This is a genomic window from Arthrobacter sp. Soil_C_60 (assembly GCF_057656375.1).
This window is the reverse complement of the sequence record NZ_JBDGKM010000008.1, coordinates 29,938-49,497: the sequence shown is the minus strand read 5'-3', so window position 1 is coordinate 49,497 and position 19,560 is coordinate 29,938. Positions and strand designations below refer to the sequence as shown.

21 protein-coding genes are annotated in these 19,560 nt (G+C 63.4%); 7 read left to right on the top strand and 14 right to left on the bottom strand.

The genetic code is table 11. From position 1 onward, the window contains the following. Positions 1-35: 35 nt before the first annotated feature. Both AC3A4M_RS15860 and AC3A4M_RS15855 read right to left on the bottom strand, forming a co-directional pair. Complete coding sequence (locus AC3A4M_RS15860) at positions 36-1,304, bottom strand: MFS transporter (protein ID WP_498737080.1); 1,269 nt, start codon at positions 1,302-1,304, stop codon at positions 36-38. Positions 1,305-1,456: 152 nt separating this feature from the next. After that, a complete protein-coding gene (locus tag AC3A4M_RS15855) occupies positions 1,457-2,263 on the bottom strand; it encodes an SGNH/GDSL hydrolase family protein (protein ID WP_498736811.1) in 807 nt (268 codons plus the stop codon). A gap of 88 nt (positions 2,264-2,351) precedes the next feature. Here AC3A4M_RS15855 and AC3A4M_RS15850 point away from each other — a divergent pair, with 88 nt between their 5' ends. Then, positions 2,352-3,212 (top strand): SDR family oxidoreductase, encoded by an 861-nt coding sequence (locus tag AC3A4M_RS15850; protein ID WP_498736809.1) that lies wholly within the window; start codon positions 2,352-2,354, stop codon positions 3,210-3,212. A gap of 20 nt (positions 3,213-3,232) precedes the next feature. Here the strand turns inward: AC3A4M_RS15850 and AC3A4M_RS15845 are convergent, their stop codons facing one another. Next, positions 3,233-4,078, bottom strand: coding sequence for an HpcH/HpaI aldolase/citrate lyase family protein (locus AC3A4M_RS15845; RefSeq protein ID WP_498729598.1), 846 nt, complete (start codon positions 4,076-4,078; stop codon positions 3,233-3,235). Between the two features lie 139 nt (positions 4,079-4,217). Between AC3A4M_RS15845 and AC3A4M_RS15840 the strand changes: the two genes are divergently transcribed. From AC3A4M_RS15840 to AC3A4M_RS15830, 3 genes are all read left to right on the top strand, one after another. After that, positions 4,218-4,592 (top strand): helix-turn-helix domain-containing protein, encoded by a 375-nt coding sequence (locus AC3A4M_RS15840; RefSeq protein WP_498736807.1) that lies wholly within the window; start codon positions 4,218-4,220, stop codon positions 4,590-4,592. A gap of 121 nt (positions 4,593-4,713) precedes the next feature. Beyond that, positions 4,714-5,274 (top strand): NAD(P)H-dependent oxidoreductase, encoded by a 561-nt coding sequence (locus AC3A4M_RS15835; RefSeq protein ID WP_498736805.1) that lies wholly within the window; start codon positions 4,714-4,716, stop codon positions 5,272-5,274. A gap of 161 nt (positions 5,275-5,435) precedes the next feature. Beyond that, positions 5,436-6,269 carry an aldo/keto reductase gene (locus tag AC3A4M_RS15830; protein ID WP_498736803.1) on the top strand — a complete coding sequence of 278 codons (834 nt, stop codon included), beginning with the start codon at positions 5,436-5,438 and terminating at the stop codon, positions 6,267-6,269. Positions 6,270-6,338: 69 nt separating this feature from the next. Here AC3A4M_RS15830 and AC3A4M_RS15825 read toward each other — a convergent pair whose 3' ends face one another. The 5 genes from AC3A4M_RS15825 to AC3A4M_RS15805 form a co-directional block, all read right to left on the bottom strand. Further along, a complete protein-coding gene (locus tag AC3A4M_RS15825; RefSeq protein WP_498736801.1) occupies positions 6,339-7,334 on the bottom strand; it encodes an ABC transporter substrate-binding protein in 996 nt (331 codons plus the stop codon). A 64-nt stretch (positions 7,335-7,398) separates the two neighbouring features. Further along, positions 7,399-7,854 carry a MaoC family dehydratase gene (locus AC3A4M_RS15820; RefSeq protein ID WP_074700654.1) on the bottom strand — a complete coding sequence of 152 codons (456 nt, stop codon included), beginning with the start codon at positions 7,852-7,854 and terminating at the stop codon, positions 7,399-7,401. Positions 7,855-7,897: 43 nt separating this feature from the next. Continuing rightward, positions 7,898-9,106: an acyl-CoA dehydrogenase family protein gene (locus tag AC3A4M_RS15815; protein ID WP_498736799.1), complete on the bottom strand. Its 1,209-nt coding sequence runs from the start codon at positions 9,104-9,106 to the stop codon at positions 7,898-7,900. Further along, complete coding sequence (locus tag AC3A4M_RS15810) at positions 9,103-10,008, bottom strand: amidohydrolase family protein (protein ID WP_498736797.1); 906 nt, start codon at positions 10,006-10,008, stop codon at positions 9,103-9,105. The genes AC3A4M_RS15815 and AC3A4M_RS15810 overlap by 4 nt, the downstream gene beginning before the upstream one ends. Positions 10,009-10,010: 2 nt before the next feature. Then, a complete protein-coding gene (locus tag AC3A4M_RS15805) occupies positions 10,011-10,946 on the bottom strand; it encodes an SDR family NAD(P)-dependent oxidoreductase (protein ID WP_498736796.1) in 936 nt (311 codons plus the stop codon). 124 nt (positions 10,947-11,070) lie between these two features. Here AC3A4M_RS15805 and AC3A4M_RS15800 point away from each other — a divergent pair, with 124 nt between their 5' ends. Beyond that, on the top strand, positions 11,071-11,559 hold the full coding sequence (locus tag AC3A4M_RS15800) for a MarR family winged helix-turn-helix transcriptional regulator (RefSeq protein ID WP_498729612.1): 489 nt from the start codon (positions 11,071-11,073) through the stop codon (positions 11,557-11,559). Between the two features lie 71 nt (positions 11,560-11,630). Here AC3A4M_RS15800 and AC3A4M_RS15795 read toward each other — a convergent pair whose 3' ends face one another. From AC3A4M_RS15795 to AC3A4M_RS15780, 4 genes are read right to left on the bottom strand one after another with little or no spacing between them, the layout of a single operon-like run. Next, positions 11,631-12,521 carry an ABC transporter ATP-binding protein gene (locus AC3A4M_RS15795; protein WP_498729614.1) on the bottom strand — a complete coding sequence of 297 codons (891 nt, stop codon included), beginning with the start codon at positions 12,519-12,521 and terminating at the stop codon, positions 11,631-11,633. Next, entirely contained in the window at positions 12,511-13,284 is a 774-nt protein-coding gene (locus tag AC3A4M_RS15790) for an ABC transporter permease (RefSeq protein WP_498729616.1), read from the bottom strand. The genes AC3A4M_RS15795 and AC3A4M_RS15790 overlap by 11 nt, the downstream gene beginning before the upstream one ends. Continuing rightward, entirely contained in the window at positions 13,281-14,123 is an 843-nt protein-coding gene (locus tag AC3A4M_RS15785; RefSeq protein ID WP_498736793.1) for an ABC transporter permease, read from the bottom strand. The genes AC3A4M_RS15790 and AC3A4M_RS15785 overlap by 4 nt, the downstream gene beginning before the upstream one ends. Next, a complete protein-coding gene (locus AC3A4M_RS15780; RefSeq protein WP_498736791.1) occupies positions 14,120-15,100 on the bottom strand; it encodes an ABC transporter substrate-binding protein in 981 nt (326 codons plus the stop codon). The genes AC3A4M_RS15785 and AC3A4M_RS15780 overlap by 4 nt, the downstream gene beginning before the upstream one ends. Positions 15,101-15,798: 698 nt before the next feature. Between AC3A4M_RS15780 and AC3A4M_RS15775 the strand changes: the two genes are divergently transcribed. Then, complete coding sequence (locus AC3A4M_RS15775; RefSeq protein WP_498736789.1) at positions 15,799-16,638, top strand: GerMN domain-containing protein; 840 nt, start codon at positions 15,799-15,801, stop codon at positions 16,636-16,638. 397 nt (positions 16,639-17,035) lie between these two features. On the opposite strand, the gene AC3A4M_RS15770 is transcribed toward AC3A4M_RS15775, so the two are convergent. Together AC3A4M_RS15770 and AC3A4M_RS15765 are read right to left on the bottom strand one after the other, a co-directional pair. Then, complete coding sequence (locus AC3A4M_RS15770) at positions 17,036-18,007, bottom strand: lantibiotic dehydratase C-terminal domain-containing protein (protein WP_498736787.1); 972 nt, start codon at positions 18,005-18,007, stop codon at positions 17,036-17,038. A 99-nt stretch (positions 18,008-18,106) separates the two neighbouring features. Then, the gene (locus tag AC3A4M_RS15765) at positions 18,107-18,241 is read right to left on the bottom strand and encodes a hypothetical protein (RefSeq protein ID WP_498736785.1); all 135 of its coding nucleotides are present in this window, start codon (positions 18,239-18,241) and stop codon (positions 18,107-18,109) included. Positions 18,242-18,525: 284 nt separating this feature from the next. On the opposite strand from AC3A4M_RS15765, the gene AC3A4M_RS15760 reads away from it, so the two are divergent. Further along, the gene (locus AC3A4M_RS15760) at positions 18,526-19,515 is read left to right on the top strand and encodes a helix-turn-helix transcriptional regulator (protein ID WP_498736783.1); all 990 of its coding nucleotides are present in this window, start codon (positions 18,526-18,528) and stop codon (positions 19,513-19,515) included. Positions 19,516-19,560: the final 45 nt, after the last annotated feature.

The following is a 19,560-nucleotide window of genomic DNA, read 5'->3' as shown; positions in this document are numbered from 1 at the left end:
GCCGGTTCCACCCGGATTATTCCGTTACTGCCCGCCTACTGCACGCCCTTGATCTTCACCACGAACACGGCCCCGAGCAGCCCCACCACCGCAGCGAGCACAAACAGTGCGGTGTAGCCGCCCAGATACAGCACCACGGGGGCCGCCACCAGCGGAGCGAAAACCTGCGGCAGCGAGTTCGCCACGTTGATCACGCCCAGGTCTTTGCCCCGGTCCGCCGCGTTGGGCAGCACCTGGGTCAGCAGGGCGAAGTCGACCGCCAGGAACATGCCGAAACCGGCGCCGAGCACCGCCGCCGCCACAAGGGCCATCGGCCAGCTGGGCCAGAACGCCACTAGGAGGGACGCCGTCGCAATGGTCACCGCGGAAGCGATGACAAACGGCTTCCGGCGGCCCAGCCGGTCGCTCCACGGTCCGCCGATGACGGCGGTGATCATCACCATCACCGCGTAGATGCCCGTCAGGATCAGCACGCCGGCGGCCGGATCGGTGTGGCCCACTGCGTCCTGCAGGAAGAAGAACAGGTAGAGCGTGAAAAGGTTGTTGCCCAGGTTGACCAGGAACCGCGTCAGCCACGCCCAGCCGAAATCGGGGTACTTGGCCGGGGAAATGTAGAAGCTCTTCAGGAACCGGCCCCACACAAACGGCGGGCGGAGGGCCGGATCCAGCGGGATATCCCGGCCCTTGACCAGGAACGCGATGATGCTCACGGCCAGGAACACGGCGCAGTAGATGTAGCCCAGGACAAAGCCGCCGGCGAGATTGGCCAGCACCACACCGAAGACGATGCCCACGGTTTGGCCCATCGCGGCCAAGCCGCCCACCTGTCCGCGCTGCAGCGTGGGCACCTTGTCCGGAATGGTGGCCGTCACCGCGGCGTAGGCGCCGTTGCAGCCGGCCTGGACCAGGCACCAGCCGATCACCATGACGGCGATGTTCGGGGCTCCGGCGAGCATAAGCAGGGCGGCGAAGGCCAGAATGGTCCCGCCGAGGACCCACGGGACGCGGCGGCCCAGCCGCGAGGTAGTGCGGTCGCTCAGCGCCCCGGCGATCGGGTTGGCCACCAGCGATACGGCCGCGCCGAACCCGGTGGCCAGCGCCAGCACGGCTTCCTTGTTGGCGGCGTCGAAACTTTGCGACTGCTGGGCCAGCAGCACCTGCAGCGAGGCGAAGAGGACCGCGTTGATGCCGAGGTTGGTCAGCAGGACGGCGGTGATCCAGCCCGGTCCGACCTTGCGGGTGGGTTCGCTGTAAACGTCCGGGGCCGCGGGAAAGGCCTGCCCGGTCTCGCCCGGATCCTGGATTGCCACCTCTTGCTGCGCCCCTTACTGCCCGGCCAACTGCGTGATGAAGCCCGCCCCGATCGTGGCCACCATGGCCACAACGACGAGCCAGACGAAGGGTGTTTTGAATCTGCGCATAGTCTTCATGATGGAACCAGTTTAGGCCCCGGGGGTCAGCCGACCGGCGCGCGGCCGGATTGTTTAGCGAGCTTCTTCAGCCCCACCGAAACCTGCACCGGCTCCGGCCAGCGCGGCGGCAGGTTGTCCCCCAGCGTGACGCCTTTAAGCTTGCGCCCGAACATCGGCACCACCCAGTCCCGCAGCCAGGCCCGTTCCGCCCGAGCCAGCTCCCGCCAGCCCGCGCGTTCCAGCGGTTCCAGTTGCTTGAGCTTGAGGGTGTGCCGCACGCCGAGCGCCGAAAGCACCTGCGCGGCCATGTATTTGTGCCCCACCGGGGACATGTGCAGTTTGTCGGTGTCCCACATCCGCGGGTCCTGGTAGATCTCGAACGCCCAGTGGTCCACCAGCAGCGCCTCGTACCGGCCGGCAATCTCGCGCACCGCCTCGTTGTACAGCCAGTTGCGGCGCCGCATCGGCTCAAGCACCGGCGGCAGCATCACGTCGAACCCGGTGAACAGCAGCAGCTGCGCGCCGGTGGAGGCCAGCCGCGCCACCGCGTTCTCGTACTGCTGCAGCAGGGCGTCCATGTCCTTGCGCAGTTCCAGGATGTCGTTCCCGCCGGCATAAAAGGAAACCAGCGTCGGCTTCATTGCCACGGCGGGTTCGATCTGGTCCGCCACGATCTGGTGCAGCCGCTTGCTCCGCACCGCGAGGTTGGCGTAGCGGAACTCCGGGTCCTGCTTGCCCAGCTGCTTCGCCACCCGGTCCGCCCAGCCGCGCACCCCGTTGGGGAACTTGGCGTTGCGGTCCCCCACACCCTCCGTGAAGCTATCCCCGAGCGCTACAAATAGACCTGCCACCCGCCTCACGCTAACCGTGTGCGGCAACGGCCGGGCAAACACCGGATGAACTTCCGTGCCCCGAGGCGGAGCGGAATATGCTGTACCCATGAGCGCTCAATCCAGTCCCGTGTCTGCCGCCGAAACCGCCATCACCGGAGCCACCGGCTCCCTGGGCGGCATGGTTGCCCGGCTGCTCTCCGAGGCGAGGCTGCCGACACGGCTGATTGTGCGTGACGAAGCCAAGGCTCCGAAACTTCAAGGAACGACGACGGCGCAGGCCGACTTTGGCGACAAGGCCGCCTCGCGCCGTGCTTTGGAAGGCATCAAAACGCTCTTGATGGTTTCCGCCTCCGAATCCTGGGACCGCCTCGAGCAGCACCAGACGTTCATCGACGCCGCCGTCGAGGCGGGTGTGGAGCACATCATCTACACTTCGTTCTTCGGCGCCGGACCGGAAGCCACCTTCACCCTGGCCCGGACCCACTACGCCACCGAGCAGAAATTGCGGGAAACGGGCCGCAAGCACACGCTGCTGCGGAACAATTTCTATGCCGACATCCTGCCGCACTTTGCCGACGAGAACGGCGTCATCCGCGGCCCGGCCGGCGACGGCAAGGCCGGCTTCGTAGCCCGCGAGGATGTGGCCCGCGCCGCGGCGGCGATCCTGCAGCAGCCCATGGCACACGCCGGCTTCGCGTACGAGCTGACCGGCCCGGAATCAATCAATCTGACCGAAGCGGCAGCCATCATCGCCGACGCTACGGGACGGCCGACGTCGTTCCTCAATGAAACGGTGGAAGAAGCGTACGCCTCCCGGGCGCACTACGGCGCGCCGGACTGGCAGCTGGATGCGTGGGTGAGCACCTACACGGCGATCGCCAACGGCGAGCTGGACAAGACGACCAACGACGTCGAACTGCTCACCGGCCGTCCGCCGCTGAGCCTCCGGGACCTGCTGATCCAGTAGGTCCCGGACGCCCGAAAACCTTACGCGTTCCAGAGTCCGTAGGAGTCGGCCAGCGAGGAGATCTTTTCGGCGCGGGCCAGTCGCGGCAGGTAGGAGCCGTCGCCCACCACGGCCCCGGCGGCATGCGCTTCCAGTAGTTCGTGCGCCCAGCGGATTTCGGACTCGCTCGGCGAAAGCGACTTATTGATGGTGTCCGCGGCTTCCAGCAGCAGGCACAGCTTGCCGGTCATGCCCATGGACGCAGTGACCTTGCAGGCCTGCTTCAGGTCATCGCCCAGCGCGCCCACGGTGGGGCCGTCGATCGGGCCGGGCAGCTGCCCTACGCGGGACGCGACGACCAGCCGGGAGCGCGCGTAGGCGAGTGCCATCGGATCGTCGCTGGCACCGGTGTCCTTGCGGAAGTCGCCCACTCCGAAAGCCAGGCGGAAGGTGCCCGGAGCGCGCGCAATGTCCGTGGCGTTCTCAATGCCGATGGCCGACTCGATGAGCGCGAGCACCGGTGTGCCGGCCTGCAGCCGCATGGCGGTATGGGTGACCTGGTCTGGCCGCTCGGTCATGGCCAGCATGACGCCGCGGAGCCCCGGCGCCTTGGACAGCGCCGCCAGGTCATCGGCCCAGTACTCGGTGTCGATGCCGTTGACGCGCACCCAGGCCGTCATGCCGGTGGACAGCGCTTCCACCACGCGTTCGCGCGCTTCAGCCTTGCCCGGGGCCGGCACTGCGTCTTCCATGTCGAAGATCACCGAGTCGGCTTCCGACGCCAGCGCTGGAGCGAAATTGGCTTCATCAGCGGCCGAGGCGAGGAGCCAGGAACGGGAAAGTTTTGCAGGAAGTGCTGCGGCGCGGCTGTTTCTGAACGTGGGCATACCTAGAGCCTACTTAACGCAGGCGCAACCGGCTAACTTCTTGGATGAAGAATGCGGCCAACATCACGCGGTTCACGCGCTTTGTGCGCCTACGGCCCGGCGCCCCGCCTGTGCAGCAGCTGTGGCTTAAGGTGTGACTATGGCGCAGTTGAAACCCCGCACCACCGACGCTTTGTCCGACGCCGAGACCAAGCGGCTGGCCCGGGCCCTGGCGGACAGCGATGATGTAACCGTTTTCGTCAACGGCACCACGGTGAAGCTTCCCGCCCAGGCGCGCGACGCCGTCGTCGATGTTTTGCAGCGCTTTGCCCAGGGCGACGCAGTCATGGTCAGCTCGGCCGAGGACCTGCTCAATACCTCGCAGGCAGCCGAAGTCGCCGGCGTTTCACTCACTTACATGCGGCGGTTGACCGATGCCGGGACCATCCCGGTGGAATACCGCGGCACGCACCGGCGCATCAGGCTGCGCGATGTGCTCGCCTGGCTCGAAACCCGCGAACAAAAGCAGGGCTGAGCGAACGGGCTTCCCAGCCTGCCGTGAGCGGAAACACAGGGCGAAACAGCCGGTGTGGGGAATGGTTGCGGGGAAGTACGTGGTTACCGATGGTGCACGTACTACTTTGCTAGGAGATTTCATGAGCATCAAGGTCCTGACCCTCGTCGGCAGCCTTCGCAATGGTTCCATCAACCGCCAGCTGGCCGAAGCCGCCGCAACGGTCGCCCCGGAAGGTACCGACGTACGGATCTACGACGGCCTCGAGAACATCCCGTTCTACAACGAGGACCTGGACGTTGAAGGCTCTGTTCCGGCAGCAGCCGAGGCACTGCGCGAGGCCGCTAAGGAGTCCGACGCCGTGCTGCTGGTCTCCCCCGAATACAACGGCACCACCCCGGCCGTGCTGAACAACGCCATCGACTGGCTGTCCCGCCCCTTCGGCACCGGCGCGCTGAACGGCATGCCGGCCGCCGTCATCGGCACCTCACCCTCCCCCTATGGTGCACAGTGGGCGCACGACGACGCCCGCAAGGCACTGGGCATCGCCCAGGCCAAGGTGCTCGAGGACGCCAAGCTTTCCATCGGCGCCCGCTTCGAGGTCTTCGCCACGACCCACCCCAAGGACCACGCCGAATCGGCCGCCGAAGTTGCCGGTGTCGTCTCCGCCCTGGCCGGCGCGGTGGAACTGGTCAACGCGTAAGCGTCTTCACCAGGCATCGAGCGGAGAGCGGCTGTTAACTGGCACCAGCCAGGGCAGCGGCTCTCCGCTTTTGCTTTCCGGGTTCAACCCGAGCGCGGGAGCCCTTAGGCTGAGGGTCTGGCAATACCGCCGATGCTTCAAAAACGATCACAGGAGGTCCCGTGAGCGTAGAACTTGCTCCGATCATTGAGCTGCGGAACGGCGCCAAGCTGCCGTTTCTTGGCCTTGGCACCTGGCCCATGGACAACGCGGAAACAGCCGATGCCGTCGAGGCTGCCCTGAAAATCGGTTACCGGATGATCGATACCGCCGAGAACTACGGCAATGAACAAGGAGTCGGCGAAGGCCTGCGGCGCAGCGGGCTGGACCGCAGCGACGTCTTCCTGACCAGCAAGTTCAACAAGGAATGGCACAGCTACGACGGCGTTGAGCAGGCCTTCGAAGCCAGTGCCCGCCGGCTGGGCGTCGAGTACATCGACCTGTTGCTCATCCACTGGCCCAATCCCGCCCAGGACCGGTACGTCGATGCGTTTGCGGGCATGACAAAGCTGCTGTCGGACGGCCGGGTCCGGGGCATCGGCACCTCCAATTTCAAGCCGGCCCATCTGCAGCACCTCTTCGATTCGGGCCTGGTGCCTGAGGTCAACCAGATCCAGCTGGATCCGCGGCACACCCGGCAGGACATCGTCGCCATCCACCAGGAACGCGGGATCGCTACCCAGGCCTGGAGCCCCATTGGCCGCGGCGGCGAGCTGCTCAAGGAGCCTGTCATAACCGAGCTGGCCGAAAAGTACCAGAAGACGCCGGCCCAGATCGTGCTGCGCTGGCACACTCTGCTGGGGCACGTCGTCATCCCGAAGTCGTCGAATCCGCAGCGGCTGGCAGAGAACTTCAGCATCTTCGACTTCGTCCTCACCGGTGACGAGTTGCGCCGCATCAGCGCCCTGGACACCGGCGACGACGAAATTCTCGACGCCGACAGGTTCGGCCACTAGGCTGCCGGACACACAGATGGGCGGCTCCCCGTGCAGGGAACCGCCCATCTGTTGGACATGTGCCGGCTGTTATTGCACGGTCATGGCAGCGACGTCGGGCGCGCTGTCCACGTACTCGTACTTGACCATCAGCTCGCCCATGTCGTTGAGCACTTCGGTGCGGACTTCGCCGTCGAACTCTTCCATCTTCAGGTTCTTGGCGACCTCCTCCGGCATGCCCATGAACTCCGGCAGGACCGCGCGGACGCCGTCGGTGTCGGCCTCTGCGGCGGTCAATGTTTCGGTCACCGCCGCCTTGAAGTCCGCCACGATCTCCGGGTTCTGCTCGGCATAGCTGCCGCTGGTGAAGGTCACCATGGTCGGCAGACCCGGCAGCGTCTTCTGGTTCGGATAGCCCAACAGCTTGTAGTTGTCGTTGGACAGCGCCCGTGACTGGAACGGCTCCGGAACCCAGATGGCGTCCACGTTGCCGCGCTCCAGCTGTGCTTCCATGTCCGGGAACGGCATTTCGCTGAAGTTCAGCTTGGACGGATCCGCACCGTCCATCGCGGCCGATTCCATGATGGTCAGGTCGCCCTGGGTCTTGAGTGTGTTGACCGCGGTGGTCTTGCCGGCCAGGTCGGCAAAGTCCTCGATGCCCGAGTCCGCCTTGACGATGACTGCGTTGTTGTCCTCGCCCTCGGCCCGCGAGTTGCTGTAGCCGGAGACGATCTTCATGTCCAGGCCCTTGTTCGCGGCGGTCATGACTGAGAGCGGGTTGCCCACCGCAAAGTTCATGGTCCCGGTGGAAACGGCCGGCAGCATGGCCGCACCGCCCTGCCCTGTCTGCAGTTCCAGTTCGAGGCCGTGCTTCTCGAAGATGCCCTCCTCGATGCCGTACTGCATCGCGCCCGACGGGGCGATCGAAAGCACGCCGACCGTGATCTTGGTGAGGTCACCGCTGGCGGCGCCGGTCTCGCCGGCAGCGCCGCCACCGGTGCCGGATGGAGAGCCTGAGCCACAGCCAGTCAGGGCAAGGGCGATGATGGCGCCGCCGGCAAGAACTTTGGAGAAATGCCTTTTCATAACGAGCCTCTTCCTTGAGGTGGGTGTTGACTTCGCCCGGACGCTGACTTGTCCTGGCGTGGGGTTAGGCGTAGAACCGGGCGAGGAATTCCGCGACGACGGCGGGACGTTCTTCGCCTTCGATCTCGATGGTATTGCTGGTCTTGATCTGCACGCCGCCCTTGACTTCGGTGACTTCGGCGATGACGGAGTGCAGGCGGACCTTGGCACCGACCTTGACCGGGTTGGTGAAGCGGACCCGGTCAAGCCCGTAGTTGACCTTGGTCTTGACGCCTTCGACGTCGAACAGTTCGCTCCACAGCGGGATGATGAGCGACAGGCTGAGGAAGCCGTGCGCGATCGGGGCGCCGAAGGGACCGTCCTTGGCCTTCTCCGGGTCGGTGTGGATCCACTGGTGGTCGTTCGTGGCGTCGGCGAAGGTGTTGATCTGGTCCTGGGTGATCTCAAGGTAATCGGTGTAGCCGAGGTCCTTGCCGACCAGCCCGGACAGTTCTTCGAAAGTGACAACGAGGTTGCTCATAAGATGCTCCTGAAAGGTAGATGTTGAGGGTATTGACGAATATCTAGCGGAAGGCGCCCTTGCCCGTGATGGCCCGCCCGACGATCAGCGCGTTGATCTCATGCGTGCCTTCGTAGGAATAGACGGCTTCTGCATCCGCGTGGAAACGTGCGACGTCGGTGTCCAGCGTGATCCCGTTGCCGCCGACCACTTCGCGGGCCAGGGCGACGGTTTCGCGCATCCGGGCGCAGCAGAACATCTTGGCCAGCGCGGAGTTCTCATCCGCGTAGATGCCCTGTTCCTGCTGCTGGGTCAGCCGCACCACCATGCCAAGGGAAGCGGTGACGTTGCCCAGCATGGTGGCCAGCTTCTCCTGGACCAGCTGGAAGCTGCCGAGGCTCTTGCCGAACTGCTGGCGCTGCTTCACATACCGGACCGCCGCCTCGTAGGCCCCGGCCTGCAGACCCGCAGCAATCCACGCCACGTCCGAGCGCATGTTCCGCAGCATGGAGGCGACGTCGGCAAAGGAGTTGACGTTCTGCAACCGGGCGGATTCCGGCACGGTCACATCGCGGAAGTCGATATCGGCGTTCTGCATCAGGCGCAGCGAGGTCTTCCGGTGGATCTTGGAGATGGCCACGCCCGGCGCGTCGGTCGGAACAAGGAAAGCCTTGACCTGCTGGTCCGCCTCGTCCCGGGCGAAAACCGCGAGCACGTCGGCGGAGGCCGCTCCCCCGATCCAGCGCTTGGCGCCGTTGATGGTCCAGGTGTCCCCGTCCCTCCGGGCGCTGGTTTCCAGCCCGCCGGCGATGTCCGAGCCGTGGTCCGGCTCGGTCAGCGCGAAGACGCCCTTGTACTCAAAGGAGCGGATCTTCGGGTCCAGTTCCGCCGCCTGCTCGGCGCTGCCGCCAAGATTGACAGCGGTCCGGAACAGGCCGGACTGGGCATTGTAGAACGTCGCCACAGAGGCATCAGTGCGGGCCAGTTCAAAGTTCCGGAAACCCACATAGAGCCCGCTGGCGGCAGCGCCGCCGTCCGGCTGCGAGGGTTCCATCAGGTTCAGATCGAACAGCGGCTGCGCAATCTGGTAGGGAAACTCTCCGGCCTCCCAGTAGTCGGCCAGCAGCGGCTGGACCTGCTCGTCCAGCACCTTGCGCAGCCGCCCCAGCACCGCGAGTTCATTCTCGGTAAGCAGGGACGAGAAGGCGTACTGGTCCGAGGGGTAGAACCGTCCCGCCGCGGCGCCGGTCCGTACGTCTGCGGCCACACTCATGCCTTTCTCCCAGCCTCGAGGCCCAGCAGCTTCACGGCGTTGGCCTTCAGGATCTTCGGCCGGACTTCGTCCTTCAGCGGCAGGTCAGCGAACGCGCTGAGCCATTTCTGCGGGGTAATCAGCGGGTAGTCGGTGCCGAACAGGACCTTGTCCTGCAGCACCGAGTTGGACATCTTGACCAGCGACTCCGGGAAGTACTTCGGAGACCAGCCGGAGAGGTCGATGAACACGTTTGCCTTGTGCGTGGCAATCGAATTCGCCTCGTCCTGCCAGGGCACCGAGGGGTGGGCCATGATGATCTGGAACTCCGGGAAGTCCGCGGCGACGGCGTCAAGCAGCAGCGGATTGGAGTACGCCAGCTTGATGCCGTAGCCGCCGGGCAGTCCAGCGCCCATGCCGTTCTGGCCGGTGTGGAAGATTGCGGGCAGACCGATTTCCTGCAACGCCTCCCAGAGCGGGTAGTACTGCTCATTGCTCGGGTCGAAGCCCTGCAGGCTGGGGTGGAACTTGAAGCCGCGCACCCCGTAGTCGCCGGCCAGCCGCTTGGCCCGGTCGATCGCGTCCGCACCGGTCAGCGGGTCAACGGAGCCGAACGGGATCAGCACGTCGTTGTTCCGCGCCGCGCCCTCCACGATGTCCTCGATGCTATTGGGTTCGCGCTTGAGCTTGGTTCGCGCGTCTACAGTGAAGACGACGGCGGCCATGTTCAGCGCCCGGTAGGTTTCCGCGATGCTGTCCAGAGACGGTGTGCGTTCCTCGGCCTTGAAGTACTTGCTCGACGCGTCATTCAGCGCCGGAGGCAGGGACACGTGGCCGCAGTTGTCGATCTCTACGTGCACGTGCATGTCTACCGCTTCAATCGCCGAGGCGTCGATCCCGAGTTCGTATGCCGTCGCCGCCATGTTTACTTCGCTCCCGCAGCCTCGGGCTGCAGCTCGACAGGCAGTTCCGGGAACTCCTCGCCCACGCTCTGCAGCCGCTCGCCGAAGAGATCATCGAACCGCTCCACCAGTTCCTCGTAGCTCCAGCCGCCGTCCTTGTACTCGGTGGCCACGGCCTCCGGGTGCGACCAAAGCTGCAGGCGGTCGCCGCCGACACCGATCGCCTGGCCGGTCACCTTGGCCGCGGCATCGGAGGCGAGGAAAGCCACCAGGCCGGCAACGTCGTCGGCCGTTCCAAAGCCCAGGTCCTTGCGGAAGAAGTCCGGCATGGCCTCGCCTCGCTCGTCGGCCTCCACCGCCTTCTGGAAGAACGGCACGGTCTTGGTCATCGCCGTCGCCGCTACCGGGATGATGGCGTTGGCGGTGACGCCGGCCTTCTTCATTTCCAGCGCCCAGGTGCGCACCATACCGACAATGCCGGCCTTCGCGGCGGCGTAGTTGGTCTGGCCGAAGTTGCCGCGCTGCCCGGTCGGGGACCCGATGGTGATGATGCGGCCGGCAACGTTGTTTTCCTTGAAGTAGGCGTAGGCCTCGCGGACGCAGGTGAAGGTCCCGCGCAGGTGCACGTTGATGACCAGGTCGAAGTCCTCGTCGGTCATCTTCAGCAGGGACTTATCCCGCAGCACGCCGGCGTTGGTGACCAGGATGTCCAGCCCGCCGAAGGACTCGACGGCGGTCTTGACCAACTGCTGGGCGGTCTCGGTGGAACCAACGGGAGCGACAACGGCTACAGCCTTGCCGCCGGCACCGGTGATGCTCTCGACGGCCTCGCGGGCCACCTGCTCGTCAACATCATTAATAACGACGGCGGCACCCTGGCGGGCGAGCTCCTGAGCATAGGCGAGACCCAGTCCGCGTCCGCTGCCGGTAACAATGGCTACTTTTCCTGCCAGTGACATTTAAAGCTCCTTCGCTTCCACCGGCCTCAGGCCGGTGTTTTGGGGTTATCCTGAACTAATATCAATGACAACGTATATCATTGAAAAAGTCAACAGTATTGAACCAATCAACGGATGAGGAACGATGTCCGCACAAACAACGACCAGGGGCAACGACGCCGACCTGGCCGAGAACGCAAACGGGGCCCAGCGTCTCCACACCACCGAACTGGCCAACGAGATCGAGTTCCTCACGGCGCGCGCCCGGTCCCTGGGGTCAGGACGGGCCAACAACATGCTCGCGGAGCTGGACCTGAAGGTCCGTTCCTATTCGGTCCTCTCCCTCGCGTGCAGTGGCGAGAATCCTTCACAGCGCGAACTCGCGGACTTCCTGAGCCTGGATCCCAGCCAGATCGTCGCCCTGGTGGACCAGCTGGAGCAGCGCGGCGCCGTCACCCGCGAAACGGACCCGCGCGACCGGCGCTCCAAGGTCATTGTGGCCACCACAGCGGGCCGGAACCTCTACAAGCGGGCCGAGGCGATTATCCGCCGCGCGGAGGACCAGTCCCTGTCAGCGTTGACGCTGCAAGAACGCGAAGCCCTTCGCGATCTGCTCAAGCGCATCGCGTTCTAGACACTTCGACCTCGGAAAGCGCCGGCCTTCCCCTGCGGGGAGGTCGGCGCTTTCCGTTCTGGCAGGACGTATCAGGCAGTGGCGGAACCTGCGCCGGAATCGGTCTGCACCGCAGCCGCGGGGCGGTGGCCCTGCTTGGCGAGCTGGATCTGTTCGTAGACGTGGTGGCGCAGTTCGGTGAAGCGCGGCAGCGAACGGGTGTTGAGCTGGTCGCGCTCGTCCGGCAGGTCGATGGCCAGGTCTTCTTGGATGACCGTCGGCGAACTGGAAAGGATGATCACCCGTTCGCCGAGGTAGACGGACTCGTCGATGTCGTGGGTAACGAACAGGACCGTGACGCCGAGTTTGCGCCAGACGGTGCGGATCAGGTCTTCCAGGTCCGCTCGGGTCTGAGCGTCCACGGCCGCGAACGGCTCGTCCATGAGCAGCACCTCGGGCTGGTACGCCACGGCGCGGGCGATCGCCACGCGCTGCTGCATGCCGCCGGAGAGCTGCCAGGGGTAGGACTGCGGCACGTGGGACAGTCCCACGGCCTCCAGCGCGTCGTCGACGAGCTTGTCCCGCTCGGCACGGGGCACGCCCTGGTTCTTCAGCGGCAGCTCGACGTTTTCGCGCACCCGCATCCAGGGGAAGAGGGAGCGGCCGTATTCCTGGAACACGACGGCCATCTTCTTCGGCGGCCCGGAGACTTGTGTGCCGTTCAGGAGCACTTCGCCCTCGGTCGGTGCCATCAGCCCGGAGATGCACTTGAGCAGGGTGGTCTTGCCGGAGCCGGACGGGCCGACCAGGCAGGCCAGCTCGCCGGCCTTCAGGTCGAAAGTCAGGTTCCGCACGGCCTCGATATCGCCGCCGTCGGTCTTGTAAACCTTCTTCAGGTTCCGGACCGAGAGCATGGCCTCGTTCCCGGGCAGGGTCTTGCCTGCCGGGGCGGGGGTGGTTCCGGGTGTTGTTTCAGACTGCATTTTCTACCTCTCGCAGGCCGTGGTACCAGCGCAGCACACGCCGCTCGGTCCACTGGAAGATGAATGACAAGGCGACGCCGATCAGGCCCAGGACCACAATGCCGGACCACATTTCCGGAATCGCGAAGGACCGCTGGAACTGCACGATCGTGAAGCCGAGCCCCGAGGACGAGGCGAACATTTCGGAAATGACCATCAGGATCAAACCGATGGACAGGCACTGGCGGATACCGGCCATAATCTGCGGCCCGGCCGAGGGAAGCACCAGGTACTTGACCCGCGCCCACCCCTGAATGCCGTACGTGTGCGCCGAATCCGAGAGCACCCCATCAATGGCGCGGACACCTTCGATGGTGTTCAGCAACACTGGCCACACGCAGCCCGAAATGATCACCGCGACCTTCATACCGTCCGTGATGCCCATCAGCAGCATCAGCACCGGCACCAGGACCGGCGGCGGAATGGCGCGGAAGAATTCGAGCACCGGTTCCGTCAGGTCCCGAAGCCACTTGACCGAACCGATCAACAGGCCCGCGACAATGCCGATGATGATCGCCGAGACCACCCCGACGACCAACCGCCCGATACTGGGCAGCACATCAGAGAGAATCCGCTCCCCGAACCATGTCTCGGCAAATGCCTCCGCCAGCAGGGCCGGAGTCGGCACGAAGAAATTCGTCTCCCCCAGCGTCGAAGCCCACCAAATTGCAACCAGGATCAGAGGCAGCGCCAGCACGTATCCGAGAGTCTTCAAGAACCTCATACGATCACCTCCGAACGGATCGAGGAATGCCAGGACAGGGTCTTGCGCTCAATGAAACGCATGACCAGATTAATGACGACGCCGATCAGGCCGGTCGCGAGTACCAGCGCGTACATCCCCGAGATCGCGCCGCCGGACTGGGCCAGGGCGATCTCCCTGCCCAAACCGGGGGAACCGATCACCAGTTCGGCCGTGATCGCCAGGATCAACGCCACGGAGGCTGCAAGGCGGATGCCGGTCATCAGGTACGGCAGCGCCGTCGGGAACACCACGTGGCGGACCCGGGCCATGGCGCCCAGGCCGTAGGACTTTGCGGTCTGCATCGCCACATTGTCCACATCGGCCACTCCGTAGAGCACTTGGATGAAGACCTGCCAGAACGATGCGTAGACCACCAGCATCAGGGTTGATTCGATCTTCACGCCGAACAGCAGCACGGCCAACGGGATCAGCGCCACCGACGGGATCGGGCGGAGGAACTCCACGGTCGAGTTGGTGAACTTCCGCAGGAACATCGATGAACCGATGATGAAGCCCAGCACCACGGCCAGCACGATCGCCATCACCAGACCGATCGCCCAGGCCAGCATGGTCTCGCCTACCGCAACCCAGAACGCCGTCAAACCGAAGTCAGTGATCAGCGCCGCGATGACCTCACTGGCCGGCGGCAGGAAGCGGGGCTCAACGATGCCCACCCGGGGAACCAGCTCCCACAGCAGCAGGAACCCGATAATGCCCGCGATCCCAAGCAGCTGCTTCGACGGCAGCTTCTTTGCTGGCTGCTGTCTGCCCCGTGGGATGGGCGCAGCACTGTTTGTTGTTACGGCTTCTTGGGTCATGGCAGCAGCTCATCCAGGTTCGGGGCCTCGCTCAACGTGCCGTATTTTGCGGCCGCTTCGCCGAGCGTCTGGGCCGCTTCACGGCTGAATTCCGGGCGGTATTCCGGCAAGGTCAGCTCTGCGAGGGTTTCAGCATCGATTTCGGTGTAGGTTCCCACGATGTCGCGGACTTCCTGCGGGTTCTCCTGCGCGTATTCAAGGGACTTGTTCATAGCCCTGGTAAACTTCTCCACCAGTTCCGGTTCGCTCTGAACCTTTTCGGAAGTCGTAAAGTAGCCGGCAATGTCGAGTTCCGGGTGCATCTCCGTGAAGTTCCACGACACCACACGGGCCCCCTCGGACCGCGCCTGTGTCAGGAACGGATCCAGGATCCACGCGGCATCGACCTGGCCGTTTTGGAGTGCCGCCGGAGCGTCCGGGAATGCTACTTCCACGAAGTCGATGTTGTCCGGATTCCCGCCGTCCTGTTCAACCACGTGCTTGATGGTCGTGTCGCCGATATTGGAGAGGTTGTTGACCGAAACAGTCTTGCCTTCGAGGTCGGCCGCGGACTGAATATCGGAATCTTCAGGAACGACCACGGCACCGAAACCTGACCCTTCTTCACCGGTTGTGGAGGCCCCGTTGGCAACGAACTGCAGGTCCAGTCCTTTGTCGTTCGCCACCATGACCGAAATCAGGTTGGAGAAAGCGAAGTCAAAACTGCCGCTGACCACGCCGGGAACGATCGCGGCTCCGCCGGTAGCGGTCTGCAGGTCCAGCTCTAGACCTTCTTCGGCGAAGAAGCCCTTCTCGTCACCGAGCCAGATGGGTGCCGTATCCACAATCGGGATCACCCCGACGGAGATCTTGGTCAGTCCGCCGCTACCGGCGTCGGCGGGAGCCTCGGAGCCGCCACCGCTCGGGGAGCCACTGCCGCAGGCAGATAGGGCGAGCACTGAAACTGCGGCCACAAGCGCGGTCAGTCTACGTTTCATTTCTACTCCTTAGTGATCCCCTGGAGACCCGGGATAACCTGAATGTTCGCGTAACGAACGGGTGTTCACCCATCAGTCTGCGCGACTCGTTTTGTGACGTCAAACACATCACTTCATCGTTATAGACACGATACTCGGTGACGCACCTCAGCGGCACTGAATTGAACTTTTCAACGAATTGTGAAGCGGGACAACAAACGGGAGCCCAAGACTATCCGGTGTCAGAACTGTGTTGATCGACGAGTCCGGGACGTGACAAACCTGCAACGGGATGGTGACCGGAAACCCGTTTGTGGCTGGTTCTTTCGCGCGTATCGTGAGTGATAACCACAGGCCACCGGCCCCTGAGCGGATGCATGAGCATCCTCGTCCCGGCGGCATCACGTTTCCAGGGGGTCAACATGAGCAAGCAACGGGTTCTGGGGACCGCATCGGCAGCACTGCTGCTGGCTCTGACAGCGTGCAGCCCTCCGACCGGTCAAGGGCAGTCGCCAACGGCAAATCCACCGGCCACGGTCGCTGCCGAGCCGCAGGCCATTGCCCCGCCAACGGCTCCGGCTCACGGCCCATCAGCACCGCCAGCGGCATCGGCACCATCTGTGAAGGCCCCCGCACCGACCGAGGAAACGGCTGCAGCGCCCGTCGCCCAGCCGGAAATTTCGGTGAGGTCCGAGAACGGGGCAGGAGTTCCGTTGACGATGTATTACATTGCCGTAGAAGACGGCGGAGTCTCTGGCGCGGAGATCGGCTGCAGGGACAGCCTCGTCGCCACGTATACGGAGCCTGTCAAGACTCAGGATCAGGTGCAGGCCAGCATCGAGCGCCTGCTCGCCGAGAGGGACAGATTGCATGGATCATCCGGGCTTTACAACGCCCTCCACGAATCCACGCTGACCTTCGAACGCGCCAGGATCAATGGCGACACCGTCACCGTCCACCTTGCCGGCGAGCTCAAATCCGGAGGCTCGTGCGATGACCCGCGCTTGGAATGGCAACTAAGACAGACCGCAGCCACTGCCGCCGGAGTTGGGGAGGCCATCATCCTGGTCAACGGGATTCGGATTGAGGATTACCTCAGCGGACGCGGACCTGCCGTTCCCGAAGCACCAGCGCCAGCTGCACAGGCCCCCATTACAGTTCCCTTGACCGTCTACTACATCGGGCTTGCCGGCGAGGAGACCTCAGGCAGCGGTATAGGGTGCGGAGACAGCCTCGTTGCGACCCTTACACAACCTGTAACATTCACCGATCAGCTTGGGGCGAGCATGACACACTTGTTAGCAAACAAGCAGGAGTTTCTAAGCGAGTCGGGCCTCTATAACGCGCTGAGTTCCTCCGCGTTGTCTTATCAGAGCGGTAGTCAAGACGGCGATACCGTGACAGTTAATCTGTCCGGTAGTGTCACCGTCGACGGAACCTGTGATGGTCCTCGCATTGAAGCTCAGCTGGAACAGACCGCCGCCACAGCCGCCGGTGTTGCCGAAGCCATAGTGCTGGTTAACGGCATCCCAATTGAAAAACTCCTCGACGTGAAGTAGTCATCAGCCAGCGCGTATCCGGGGAGCGTGCTGATTGGCCCCGAACAGCTTACTGGCCGGAACCGTTGGGGGCAGTTCCGGCCAGTAAGCCTTGGGGGAACTGGCCGGAACCGTTGGGGGAAGTTCCGGCCAGTAGTATTTTTTGGGGGGTAACTGGCCGGAGCCGTTGGGGGAAGCTCCGGCCAGTGGTTTATGGGGTTATGGTGCGGGATTTACTGCCAGGCGTGGTCTGCCCAAGCTGCATCTCGCGAGTAATCGCTCCCAGTCAAGTTCCACAGATCGCCATCCTGGCCGTGGGCTCCCACGACTCCGATCTGGTCGAGTGCTGAAGCCGGGCCTTGTTCTGCGTTGCCGGGTGCCAGAGGGCCCACGGGCGCCGATTTGATGCCATAGGGAGTCATCGTCTTCTCTTCTCCAACAGAGCGGACTCAGTTTCCGGGGTCCAGGCGCGGGCATAAATTCCCAAAGCCGCCTCTTCCCACAGTGTGAAGCCCAAGCGGTTCATCATCAGATGTGACTGGCTGAAAGTCAGATTCTGTGCACCGCGGCTAACCCTCGATTTATCTGCCCGGTACAGGTAGGCGTCAATAGCCCGCTTCCAGCGGCGACGCCAGTTTTGCACGCTTCCTTCGGCTGCCGTAGCGGCCATGAGTCGGTGCATCGGTGCGGTTTTCGGCGCCAGGGTGGCAGTCAAACCGAGGCGGGCCTTGGCAGCGCCACGTCCAAGTTCCATGGTCGAAACACGAAGGTGGTTGTCCCAGCAGTAATCCCAGGAGAGCCGGCGGCGGTCGGGCCACTGCGGAGCCTTCGGCCCGTTGAGCATGGCCCAAGCCGCATCGGAGAGCAATAGGGCACCAAGGGCAGTGCGGCCCTGCGACTTGTTGAACCGTTGCGCTGCCCAGCTACCAAGTTCAGAAGACAGTTCAAAGACCTCTTCGGCAAGTTCAAGCCCTTCGAGCCCGCCGAATCTGTCCAGATCCGATTCCTGCACTAAAGCGACAGAATCCGATCCCAGAGCGCCGACCAGATCTATATTGTCCGGCGACACGACATAGTGCTGCTGGACTCGAACTGTTGGCAGGATTTCAAGGAGCCGGTTCCGGGCCGCCAGCTCAAACCTTTGGAGGCTATCAAGGGCTGAGCGATGGCCCAGGAACCGGACCTTTATGTGAGGCCCCACCTCATCAACATGGTGGCTGAAGTACCAGCGGCCCACGCCTTCGCGGCGAGCGTGGGCCACCAGTGGTGTAACCAGTTCTCCTATGACGGCTTCGGCTACGTCTTGTCTACCCGTGTAAATAGACAGGACCCACCAGTAGCGTTTGAGACTGAGCTTTTCCGAAGAGCGTACGGCTGTCAGCTGGCTCATGCGCTTCTCCTAGATCTGCTCGCTGGTGGTTGGGGAGGAATAGCCGTTGCCGTCCTGGTTACGGGATCAGCGGGTATGCTGTTGCGGTGGGGCAGCTTATTACCAGTCCCAGGCAGCCGTAACGATTGCGTTGGACTGCTGGCTCTGGTCGACTGCCACTGCAGGAGTGGCCGCCGAGACCGCGCCTACAGCAAGCAGTAGACCTGCCGTTATGCCGGCGATCTTCTTGAACATGTCATTCCCCTTCGATGTGAGTGGCAATCCATCGAGTATCGTTCCCCCGACTCTTCAAGAGTTCCGCGTCGCCCTGCATGCTGTCCAGTCAATATGGGGGCAACATCATGACATGCCCTTATCGGGACGAGTCCCGGCGTTCATGAATGTCCAAACGCATGGTCAAAACCGCGGATTCCCGCCTGATTCAAGGATTTTCCAACATGAGTATGATTTGAGTATGACCACTACAGTTGGGTGGCATATACCGGACATGGCAAATAGTTACATGCCACGAATCATGCTTGAGGGGGCACCAGATGTTGAGTGGGACAGCCTTTGAGCTTTATGAATATGCGGTAACCCACCCGGACTGGACCAAGGAGTCCGCTTCGACTGCACTCGGCTACACCATTCGGGATCTCAATAGCGCCATTACTGAGCTCACCGGACGACGCCTGTTCCAACAGCCGGCGCCTGATGTGGACTGCTTTACGGCCATCTCTCCGGACGTGGCCTTGGCGCAGCTAGTCGAGGCCGACGAACGCCTTCTTATCGATCTACGCGCCAAAATCAGCGGCCACCGGAGCGATATGGCTTCGCTGGTCCCCACATATCTTGCGGCACGAAAGCGAATCGCTCTCGATTCGTCCATCGAAATACTCGAAGACCCTGGGGTAATTCGAAAGCTGCTGATGGACTATGGGCGGGATGTCACAGAACAGGTCCTGATCAGCCAGCCTGGCTCAGGATCTACGGCCGAGGTTCATGAAGAGGGCATCCAGAAGGACCTGGAACTGCTGGAACGCGGGATTGTCAGAAAAAATCTCTACAATGCCAGCACACTGGATCACGTTCCTACCCGGAAGGCGGTCGCCGCCACAGCCCCTGCGGGCCTGGAGTATCGGACTTTGCCCTACGTGCCACTGAAAGTCCTGATCTTCGACCAGTCCTTGGCACTCGTAGCCCGCCAATTGGACGCGGACGATCGAGCGGCTCTGGTGGTGCGTGACGTCAATCTGATCCATGTATTCACGCAGCTATTCAATGTGGCATGGGAACTGGCCACCCCCTACGGCTGGGAGACGGAAGGCCGAAACCCTGCTGACCTCAATAGCATTCAGCGGTCCGTTCTCCGGGGCATGGCTGCCGGTTACTCCGACGAAGTGATTGCACGAAGGCTGGACATCAGCGTGCGGACCTGCCGCCGGCATATCGCATGGATGCTCGAAGAACTGGGCGCCGAAAGCCGCTTCCAAGCAGCGCTAAAGGCCAAAGAAGCGGGCTGGCTGTAGTCGCGAGGCACGAGGCCAACAGCACAAATAGAAAACAGCTGTTGC